Here is a 9422-nt window from a genome sequence, read left to right as displayed (position 1 = left end):
CCATCGGCAGCCTTCTCGTGCTGATGACGGTTCTTGCGGTGGCGCGGCCGGAGGTTCCGCGTGTGGGGATCCTCAGGATCGAGACGACGCGGGGGGACCGGCTGTTCATCTCGCTCCTGGGCTCGGCCTTCCTGTGCCTGGGCTGGCTCGCGCTGATGGGGCCGCCGCTCTGGGGCGCGCTCGCGCTCTGCCTGATCTACGCCGCGGCGGTCTTCCGCTGGGTGTGACCGACCCGTGCCGGGGGGGAGCCCGGCCAATGTCCAACGTCTTTGGGAGGAGACCTGCATGAGATACCGAACGACCGCCACCGCGATGGCCCTGTGCCTGATGGCCGTGGCCGCGCCCGCTTGGGCCGACATGGAGGCCGCGAAAAAGTTTCTCGACGCCGAGATCGGGGATCTCTCCGCGCTCTCGCGCGCCGAGCAGGAAGCCGAGATGCAATGGTTCATCGATGCGGCCCAGCCCTTCGCCGGGATGGAGATCAAGGTCGTCTCCGAGACCATCACCACCCACGAATATGAAAGCAAGGTCCTCGCCCCCGCCTTCTCCGCCATCACCGGCATCAGGATCAGCCACGACCTGATCGGCGAGGGCGACGTGGTCGAGAAGCTGCAGACCCAGATGCAGTCGGGCGAGAACATCTACGACGCCTATATCAACGACAGCGACCTGATCGGCACCCACTGGCGCTACCAGCAGGCGCGCAGCCTGACCGACTGGATGGCCAATGCGGGCAAGGAGGTCACCAACCCCGGCCTCGACCTGCAGGATTACATCGGCCTGAAATTCACCACGGCGCCCGACGGCGAGCTCTACCAGCTGCCCGACCAGCAGTTCGCCAACCTCTACTGGTTCCGCGCCGACTGGTTCGACGACGCCCAGACCAAGGCCGATTTCAAGGCCAAATACGGCTACGAGCTGGGCGTGCCGCTGAACTGGTCGGCCTACGAGGACATCGCCGAATTCTTCACCGGGCGCGACATGAGCGCGCTCGGCGGGCCGAAGAGCGCCTATGGCAGCATGGATTACGGCAAGAAGGACCCGAGCCTCGGCTGGCGCTACACCGATGCCTGGATGTCGATGGCGGGCATGGGCGACAAGGGCGATCCGAACGGGCTGCCCGTCGACGAATGGGGCATCCGGGTGGACGAGAATTCGCGCCCCGTGGGCTCCTGCGTGGCGCGCGGCGGGGCCACCAACGATGCGGCCGCGGTCTATGCGATCACCAAATCGATCGAATGGCTGCAGAAATACGCCCCGCCGCAGGCGGCCGGCATGACCTTCTCGGAATCGGGCCCGGTGCCGGCGCAGGGCGAGGTGGCCCAGCAGATGTTCTGGTACACCGCCTTCACCGCCGACATGGTCAAGGAGGGCCTGCCGGTGATGAACGAGGACGGCACGCCCAAATGGCGCATGGCCCCCTCGCCGCACGGCGCCTACTGGTCGGAGGGCACCAAGGTGGGCTACCAGGACGTGGGCTCCTGGACGCTGCTGAAATCCACCCCCGACGACCGGGCCAAGGCCGCCTGGCTCTATGCGCAGTTCGTCTCCTCGAAGACGGTCGACGTGAAGAAGAGCCATGTGGGCCTGACCTTCGTGCGCGAATCCACCATCCAGCACCAGAGCTTCACCGACCGCGCGCCGAAGCTCGGCGGGCTGGTGGAATTCTACCGCTCGCCCGCCCGGGTGCAGTGGTCGCCCACGGGCACGAACGTGCCGGACTATCCCAAGCTCGCCCAGCTCTGGTGGCAGAACATCGGCGACGCCATGTCGGGCGCCAAGTCGCCGCAGGAGGCGCTCGACGCGCTCTGCGCCGAGCAGGAGAAGGTGCTGGCCCGGCTCGAGCGCGCGGGCGTGCAGGGCGATCTCGGCCCGAAGCTGAACGAGGAGAAGGACCCGCAGGAATGGCTCGACGCCCCCGGCGCCCCGGTGGCCCGGCTCGAGAACGAGAAGCCCCAGGGCGAGACCATCTCCTATGACGAGCTCATCAAGTCCTGGCAGCAGGGCTGACACGACAGGGGGCGGCAGCCGCCGCCCCCACCCACCCCCGGCGACGGTGGAAGAGCCGTGCGCACCCGCAGCCGGGATCACGACAGACAGGGGACAGGCCTCCGCGCCGGAGGCCCGCCGCATCGGAACAGGATCGGCGGCCCGTCTTCCGGGAGCCCGATCCCCCACGACCCCGCGGCCGCGGGACTCTCCCGCAGGAGGTGACGCGGCCGCACCGCCGGGCAGGCTGCCCGAGACCCTCTGCCCGGGCGCGCACCGCGCCCGGTGCCACCCCCCGGGGCCCGAGCGGCCCGACGACGCCTCAGGAGTGACAAGATGAACGACGCGACACCCCATGTCGGGGATCTCGTGGCAGAGATGCTGGCCCAGTCGGGCGTCGAATATGTGTTCGGGATGCCCGGCGGGCAGACCACCGCCCTGCATGACGGGATCTCGCGCCGGACAGACCGCATCCGCCACATCCTCATGCGCGACGAGCGCAACGCGGCCTATGCCGCCGACGCCTATGCCCGCCTGACCGGCAAGCCCGGCGTCTGCGACGTGACGGTGGGCCCCGGGGCGAACCTCCTGCCCGCGGGCTTTCTCGAGGCGCTGAACGCCTCGATCCCCATGGTGGGGATCATCGGCGAACTGCCGCTCGACTGGCTGCCGCTGAAGGAAAAGGGCATCGCGAGCCAGGGTTTCGACCAGCTCTCCTTCTTCAAGACCTGCTCGAAGGAAGCCTTCCTCGTGCCCTCGATCTGGGCTCTGCCCGAGCTGATCCGCACGGCCTTCCGCATCGCCACCGCGCCGCGCCCCGGGCCGGTCGCGCTCATCATCCCGCATGACATCTTCGACGCGGACTGGGATCCGAAGATCCTGCCGGTGAAGGTCGACGACCGCAGCCGCCGCATCCCCTACCTGCGGAGCGTCCCGCCCGCCTCCGAGATCGCCGCGGCCGCGGATCTCATCCGCAAGGCGAAGCGGCCCGCCCTCGTCTGTGGCGGCGGCGTGCATGGCTCGGACGCAGCCGAGGGCGTGACCGCCTTCGCCGACCGTCTGGGCGGGCTCGTCTGCACCAGCCTCTCGGGCAAGGGCTCGGTGCCCGAGACGCGGCCCTATGCGGCGGGCGTGCTCAATCCGCTGGGCTCCGCCGCGGCCATCGAGCTTATCCAGGAAGCCGATCTGGTGATCTGGTGCGGCTCGAAGGTGAGCCAGAACACGGGCATGAACTGGACCCTGCCGCGGCCCGAGCAATCGACCATCACCATCGACTTCGACCCGCTCGAACATGGGCGGACCTTCCGCCCCACGGTGGCGCTTCTGGGTGACGTGCGCGAGACGGTGGCGGCGCTCGACGCGGCCCTGGGCGAGCGCAACGGGCACCATCCCGACTGGATGGCCCGCATTGCCGAGGTGAAGGAGCGCTGCGAGGCGGCCAAGGCCGAGGAGATGGCCTCGGACCAGATCCCGGTGATCCCGCCCCGCATCATGGCCGAGATCGGCAAGCGGCTGGGCGAGGAGGATATCGTGGTCTCGGACGCCTCCTTCTCGGCGGGATGGATCGCGGGCTACCTGCCCGCCAAGCGGCCGGGGCGGCAGTTCGTCTTCGCCCGCGGTCAGGGCGGGCTCGGCTATTCGGTGCCGGGCGCGATCGGGGCCGCCGCCGTGGCGCCCGCCGGCGCACGGGTGGTGACGCTCGCCGGCGACGGGGCCTTCTCCTACACGATCGGCGAGCTCGCGACGCAGGCGCAATACGGGCAGAGGATCGTCAACATCGTCATCAACAACGGCAAGCTGGGCTGGATCCAGCTCTGGCAGGAGATCTTCTTCAAGAACGTGCAGTCGGCCGAACTCGAGACCCAGAGCGTGGTGCCGGGCTATGCGGCGGCGGCCCAAGCGCTGGGGCTGAAGGGCATCTATGTCGAGAAGCCCGACGACATCGCCGCGGCCCTCGATGCGGCCTTCGCCCATGACGGGCCCTCGGTGGTCGAGGTGCGCATCGACGACCGCGCCACGCCGATCCACTCCTTCAAGCGCCGGATGCGCGAGACCGAGTTGAAGCCGCGCCCGCGCCCCGGCACGGTCTACAAGCTGCGCGACTGGAAGGTCTCGCCCGACCTCTAGCCGCCGGACGGGCGCCGGCCGCTCCCCCGGCGCCCGTGACGACCTCCAGCGGCAAGCATCGGAAAGTGCCCGAAGCGGCCTTGCCTGACCGCGGGCCATGGATGGCGGGCCTTGCCTCGGCGGGGGGCCGGGCACGCCGGAGGACGGGCCTCCGCAGGACGTTCTCGACGCACAGCTCCGTCCGGTGCAGCGTCCCTGAAACATGGCCGATGTGTCAGCCCAAGGGGCGGCCTCGCCGCATCGTGGGCGCGGGCCGGGGCAGCGCGGGCGCGGGCCGGGGCAATGCCCCGCTTGGCACGGGACGCGCGTCAGAACCTGAGCGAGCGCAATCCGACCGTGGCATCGACGATCAGGACGGCCACGAAGGTCAGCGCGATGCTGACGGTCGCCACCGCCGCCGCGGTCGGGTCGAAATTGTAGCGCAGATAGTCGAAGAGCTCGAGCGGCAGGGTGTTCTTGCCCACGGACTTCAGCAGCAGCGAGATGTTGAAGATGTCGAAGGAGATCACGAAGGCGAAGAGGCAGCCGGTGATGACCCCCGGCTTGATCGCGGGCAGCGTCACGCGGCGGAAGGTGAGCCAGCCGTTCGCGCCGAGACTGCGCGCGGCCTCTTCCTGCGACCGGTCGAAGTTGAACAAAGCCGAGGCCACGTTCAGGAAGACATAGGGGAAGGTCACGAGGATGTGCCCGATCTGGATCGCCATCGACCAGCGGTTGCCCACGCCCACCTCGAAGAAGAAGAACAGCAGCGCGATGGCGGTCAGGATCTCGGGCACCATCAGCGGCGCGCTCATCAGAACGCGCAGCGGGTTCGTCAGATGCGCCGGCGCGAAGCGGATCACATAGATCGCGGCCAGCGTGCCGATGACGCCGTTGACCAGCGCCGAGACCAGCGCGAGTCTGAAGGAATGGACGGCCGCCTCGTAGAACCGGCTGTTGCTGAACAGCGCCTCGAACCAGCGGAGCGACACGCCCTCCATCGGCAGGGCCAGGAACTCGCCTCCCGAAAAGGAGAGCAGCACCACGAGCAGGATGGGCGCGATCAGGAAGATGTAGATCAGCGCCACCAGCAGGGTGAAGACGTGGTCCCACAGGGTCTTGCGCGCTCCGGTCATGGCAGCCTCCGCATGGCACGCGCGGTCAGGCGCAGATAGAGGACGATGATCGACACGGTCAGCACCGCCATGAAGATCGCGAGCGCCGCGCCCGCCGGCCAGCGGAAGTTGTCGACGAGATACTGCACCACCAGCACGGCCATGGTGCGCCCCTTCGTGCCGCCGAGCATGGCCGGCGTGACATAGGCGGACATGGACAGGACGAAGACGAGGATGGCGCCCGCCTGGATCCCCGGCATCGAGAGCGGCAGCGTGACCTTGAAGAAGGTGCGCATCCGCGAGGCGCCGAGCGACCGGCCGGCCATCGCCACCTCGGGGTTGATGGCCTGAAGGTTGCCGAGGAGCGGCAGGATCACGAAGGGCAAAAAGACATGGATGAGGGCGATCGTCACGCCCAGGGGCGTGTTCAGGAACAGGATCGGCCGGTCGATCAGCCCCGCGGCCTTCAGCGCGCTGTTGGCCATGCCGCTGTTCGACAGGATGATGAGCCAGGCGAAGGTGCGCACCACGAGCCCCACGAGGAGCGGCGAGATCACGCAGATATAGAGGAGGCTCGCCCAGCGGCTGCGCGTGCGGGCCAGATGGTAGGCCACCGGATAGCCGAGGAGGAGCGTCACCAGCGTGACGATGGCCGCCGTCCGCACCGTGCGCCAGACGATGCCCCAGACGAAGGGATCGGTGATGACCTCGGTGTAATGGCCGATGGTGAAGCCGTCGCCATAGACCGCGCTGGTCGAGGCTTCGCGGAAGCTCATCACCACGATCGAGGCATAGGGCAGGATCAGGAAGCCGCCGAGCAGCACCACCGCGGGCAGGATCATCCACCAGACCGGCAGGCGGCGCGGCGGCGCGAGGGGGACCGCCTCCGTCATGCCGCGAAGGCCCAGGCCTTGTGCGCGGCAAAGCCCATCGTGACCTCGGAGCCGGGTGCAAGCGGGCTGTCGGCCGGGGCATGGGTGGTGAAGCGGCTGCCCGCCGCCGTCTCGATGTTCAGAAGGCACGAGGCCCCGAGGTAGGTCGTCTTCACGACGCGGCCCCTCAGCGTATTGTCGCCGGGCGCGGTCCCGATGTTCTCGGGGCGCACCATCACCCGCACCTCGCCCGCAAGGCCGGGCGCACCGTGGGTCCGGAGCGGCCCGTCCTCGGTTGCGATCACATAGAGTTCGCCCTCTCGGCCCGTCACGCGTCCCGTCAGCGTGTTCGACTGGCCGATGAAATCGGCCACCATCAGGCTCTGCGGCCGCTCGTAGATCTCGCGCGGGCTGCCGCATTGCTCGACCACGCCCCGGTTCATCACGACGATCCGGTCCGACATCACCAGCGCCTCGCCCTGATCGTGGGTGACATAGATCGTGGTGATCCCCACCCGCTGCTGCAGGTCGCGGATGAAGAAGCGCATGTCGTCGCGCAGGCTGGCGTCGAGGTTGGCCAGCGGCTCGTCGAGGAGGAGGACCGCGGGCTCGATCACCAGCGCCCGCGCCAGCGCCACGCGCTGCTGCTGGCCGCCCGACAGCTCGCGCGGGAAGCGCTTCTCGTAGCCGGTGAGCCGCACCATCTCGAGCGTCTGGGCGATGCGGCGTTCGCGGTCGGCGGGCGCGATCTTGCGCACCTCGAGCCCGAAGGACAGGTTCTCGGCCACCGTCATGTGCGGGAAGAGCGCGTAGGACTGGAACACCATGCCGAGGTCGCGCTGCTCGGGCATGGCCCGGGTCATGTCGCGCCCGCCGAAGGCGATGCTGCCGCCGCTCACGGCCTCGAAGCCCGCGATGCAGCGCAGCGTCGTCGTCTTGCCGCAGCCCGAGGGGCCGAGCAGCGAGATGAATTCGCCCTGCGCGATGTCGAGGTCGATGTCCTTCAGGATGTGCAGAGTTCCGTAGAACTTGTTGATCCTGTCCAGTCTGAGGGTCGTCATGCGTCTGGGATCCGGGGCGCTGGGGGCGCAGCCCCGGAGGGCGGCACCTGGCGGAGAGAGGCCGCCGGCGCGGAGCGGCGCCGGCGGCGGCCGTCAGCCGATTTCGCGGTTCCAGCGATCGGCGACCTCGGCTGCGACGTCGATGTAGTTGTCCCATTCGAAGCGGATGATCTTCGACATGGCCTCGCCCTGCACCGGCAGGCGCGGCGAGGTTGCCTCGCTGATGACGGCCTCGCGGTTGGCGGGCGAGACGTAGAACGTGTCCGCGAGGATCGACTGGATCTTCGGGTCGAGCAGGAAGTTGATGTAGGCGTGCGCCGCTTCCTTGTCGGGCCCGGTCTTCACGATGTTGAAGCTCTGCTCGTAGGACAGCACCCCTTCCTCGGGCACGATGATCTCGACCGGGGCGCCCTTGTCCTGCAGCGTCAGGATCTCGGTCCAGTCCACGGGCGCGATCGCCACGTCGCCGCGCATGAGCTGGGCCGCAACCTCGCCGCTCCAGGAGGCCTGGGTGAAGGGCTGCAGCTCCTTGATCTTCGTGAAGGCCGTGTCGATGTCGGTATCGCCCGAGCCGAAGAGCCGGCCCGCGAGCCGCAGGAAAAGCTGCGCCCCGGTGTTGCCGATCTGGTAGAGGCCGATCTGCCCGGCATATTCCGGGTTCTCCCACAGGTCGGTCCAGGCCTTGGGCGGCGTCTGGATCATGTCGGTCCGCCAGGCGAGCCCGATGGGCGAGACGATGGCGCGCAGCCCGTTGTTGCCCGTATTGATGAGGCCGTCATACAGGTTGGCCGCGTTGGGGATCTTCGACATGTCGAGCGGCTCGAAGAAGCCTTCGGCGCGCAGGGTGGCCGCGATGTTCTCGTTGCCCATGAAGACCGAATAGGGCGCAGCCCCGCCGCCGGCGCGGATCTTCGAGACGAAATCCTTGCCGAGGCCCACGTCGATCTGGCTCTGGATGCCGGTGGCCGAGGTGAATTCGGGCACCAGCGTCTCTTCCCAGAGCTTCGCCCAGGTCCCGCCGTAGGTCGGGATCACGAAGGGCTGCTGCGCCATGGCGCGGCGCGCCAGCGGCAGCATGAGGGCGGATGCGCCGATGCTCGCCATCAGATGGCGTCGAGTGATCATGACGGTTGCTCCCGGTTGGGCCGCTCGTGACGGCGGTTCTGTTGGATGGAGTTATTATGTCTTTTTTCTTACGCTCACATGGAATCGCGGCGTTTGTCAACATTCCCATATTTCAATATGGCAATTGCCTGCTACCTTGGACGAGTTGGAGGAATCACGAAGAATGAACAGCATCGACCGCAGTCAGGGCCTGGCCCGGCAGATCGCCGACATCCTGCAGGAGGACATCATGCAGCTGCGCCTCGGCGCGGCCGAGCGCCTGCCCTCCGAGGCCGAGCTGGCAGAGCGGTTCGACGTCTCGCAACCCACGGTGCGCGAGGCGATGAAGATCCTCGCGGCGAAGAAGCTCATCCGCTCGAAGCGCGGGCCGAAGGGGGGCGTCTTCGTCAATCCGCCCTCGCTCGACATCGCCGCCCAGACGCTGCACGAGACCACGAACTGGCTGGTGTCGCTGGGCGCCGTGGGCCTGACGGACATCGTCGAGACGCGGCGCAGCCTCGGGCGGCTCTGCATTGAGGCCGCCTGCCAGCACGCCGACCGCGCGGATCACAAGCGGATCGAGGCGGCGCTCCTGGAGCTCGACCATACCGAGATCTCGGACGAGGATTTCTGCCGGCTCGAGGTCGAGTTCCATCAGGCGGTGGCCGCGGCCAGCCCGAATGCGATGCTGCGGCTCGTGATGGTCATGGTGAACCAGTCGCTGATCCCGGCCGCCAACATGATCTCGTTCCAGTTCCGCCAGCGCGACGTGGTGGTGGCGCTGCAACGGCGGATCTTCTCGGGCATTCTCGCGCGCGATGCGGCCGAGGCGGTCGCGGCCTTCGAGACGCTGATCGAATATCAGAGCGGCGTCTACAACCGGGCGGTGGAAGAGCGCGCAGCCCGTCAGACCAGCTGCGTCGACGGATGACGGAGGGCATGGCACCGGGCGCGCGGCTGCAGGTCGACCGGCGGGAGGACGGAGCCCTGCGGCTGACGACGGATCAGACGCTGCTCGGCGCCGAGAGCGACATCGCCTGCAAGCTGCGCCACTGGGCGCGGGTCGCGCCGGACCGGATGCTGATGACCGCGCCAGACGGGGCGGGAGGACGGGCCGGCCTCCGCTATGGCGAGGCGCTTCTCGAGGCGCGGCGGCTGCACGGGCGGCTCGCGGC

The 9422-nt window shown here is 68.4% G+C and carries 8 protein-coding genes and 1 pseudogene; 5 read left to right on the top strand and 4 right to left on the bottom strand.

Annotated features, from left to right (window positions below; all coding sequences use genetic code 11):
- The first annotated feature begins 2 nt into the window (after positions 1-2).
- The 3 genes from A9O63_RS10350 (at position 3) to A9O63_RS10340 (ending at position 4116) form a co-directional block, all read left to right on the top strand.
- Positions 3-227, top strand: a complete 225-nt coding sequence (locus A9O63_RS10350; RefSeq protein ID WP_069331858.1) for a DUF2160 domain-containing protein — start codon at positions 3-5, stop codon at positions 225-227.
- A gap of 58 nt (positions 228-285) precedes the next feature.
- Complete coding sequence (locus A9O63_RS10345; protein WP_069331857.1) at positions 286-2010, top strand: ABC transporter substrate-binding protein; 1725 nt, start codon at positions 286-288, stop codon at positions 2008-2010.
- A gap of 315 nt (positions 2011-2325) precedes the next feature.
- Positions 2326-4116 carry a thiamine pyrophosphate-binding protein gene (locus tag A9O63_RS10340; RefSeq protein WP_069331856.1) on the top strand — a complete coding sequence of 597 codons (1791 nt, stop codon included), beginning with the start codon at positions 2326-2328 and terminating at the stop codon, positions 4114-4116.
- Between the two features lie 308 nt (positions 4117-4424).
- On the opposite strand, the gene A9O63_RS10335 is transcribed toward A9O63_RS10340, so the two are convergent.
- The 4 genes from A9O63_RS10335 to A9O63_RS10320 form a co-directional block, all read right to left on the bottom strand.
- A complete protein-coding gene (locus A9O63_RS10335; protein ID WP_069331855.1) occupies positions 4425-5231 on the bottom strand; it encodes an ABC transporter permease in 807 nt (268 codons plus the stop codon).
- Positions 5228-6103, bottom strand: coding sequence for an ABC transporter permease (locus A9O63_RS10330; protein ID WP_069331854.1), 876 nt, complete (start codon positions 6101-6103; stop codon positions 5228-5230). Before A9O63_RS10330 ends, A9O63_RS10335 begins: the two co-directional genes overlap by 4 nt.
- The gene (locus A9O63_RS10325) at positions 6100-7143 is read right to left on the bottom strand and encodes an ABC transporter ATP-binding protein (RefSeq protein ID WP_069331853.1); all 1044 of its coding nucleotides are present in this window, start codon (positions 7141-7143) and stop codon (positions 6100-6102) included. Before A9O63_RS10325 ends, A9O63_RS10330 begins: the two co-directional genes overlap by 4 nt.
- Before the next feature lie 93 nt (positions 7144-7236).
- Entirely contained in the window at positions 7237-8268 is a 1032-nt protein-coding gene (locus A9O63_RS10320; RefSeq protein ID WP_069331852.1) for an ABC transporter substrate-binding protein, read from the bottom strand.
- 163 nt (positions 8269-8431) lie between these two features.
- Here A9O63_RS10320 and A9O63_RS10315 point away from each other — a divergent pair, with 163 nt between their 5' ends.
- Both A9O63_RS10315 and A9O63_RS10310 read left to right on the top strand, forming a co-directional pair.
- Entirely contained in the window at positions 8432-9178 is a 747-nt protein-coding gene (locus tag A9O63_RS10315) for a FadR/GntR family transcriptional regulator (RefSeq protein WP_015923224.1), read from the top strand.
- A gap of 8 nt (positions 9179-9186) precedes the next feature.
- Positions 9187-9422: pseudogene (locus A9O63_RS10310) on the top strand (AMP-binding protein); the annotation flags it as partial.

Origin of the sequence: Cereibacter johrii, assembly GCF_001720585.1 — a bacterium.
In the GTDB taxonomy this organism is placed as follows: Bacteria; Pseudomonadota; Alphaproteobacteria; order Rhodobacterales; family Rhodobacteraceae; genus Cereibacter_A; species Cereibacter_A johrii.
This window is presented reverse-complemented; position numbering and strand designations above follow the sequence as displayed.

What these genes read in the sequence shown, in the direction of transcription:
- A9O63_RS10345 (WP_069331857.1), top strand. Translation starts at nt 286, where the DNA reads ATGAGATACCGAACGACCGCCACCGCGATGGCCCTGTGCCTGATGGCC.
- A9O63_RS10340 (WP_069331856.1), top strand. Translation starts at nt 2,326, where the DNA reads ATGAACGACGCGACACCCCATGTCGGGGATCTCGTGGCAGAGATGCTG.
- A9O63_RS10335 (WP_069331855.1), bottom strand. Translation starts at nt 5,231, where the DNA reads ATGACCGGAGCGCGCAAGACCCTGTGGGACCACGTCTTCACCCTGCTG.
- A9O63_RS10330 (WP_069331854.1), bottom strand. Translation starts at nt 6,103, where the DNA reads ATGACGGAGGCGGTCCCCCTCGCGCCGCCGCGCCGCCTGCCGGTCTGG.
- A9O63_RS10325 (WP_069331853.1), bottom strand. Translation starts at nt 7,143, where the DNA reads ATGACGACCCTCAGACTGGACAGGATCAACAAGTTCTACGGAACTCTG.
- A9O63_RS10320 (WP_069331852.1), bottom strand. Translation starts at nt 8,268, where the DNA reads ATGATCACTCGACGCCATCTGATGGCGAGCATCGGCGCATCCGCCCTC.
- A9O63_RS10315 (WP_015923224.1), top strand. Translation starts at nt 8,432, where the DNA reads ATGAACAGCATCGACCGCAGTCAGGGCCTGGCCCGGCAGATCGCCGAC.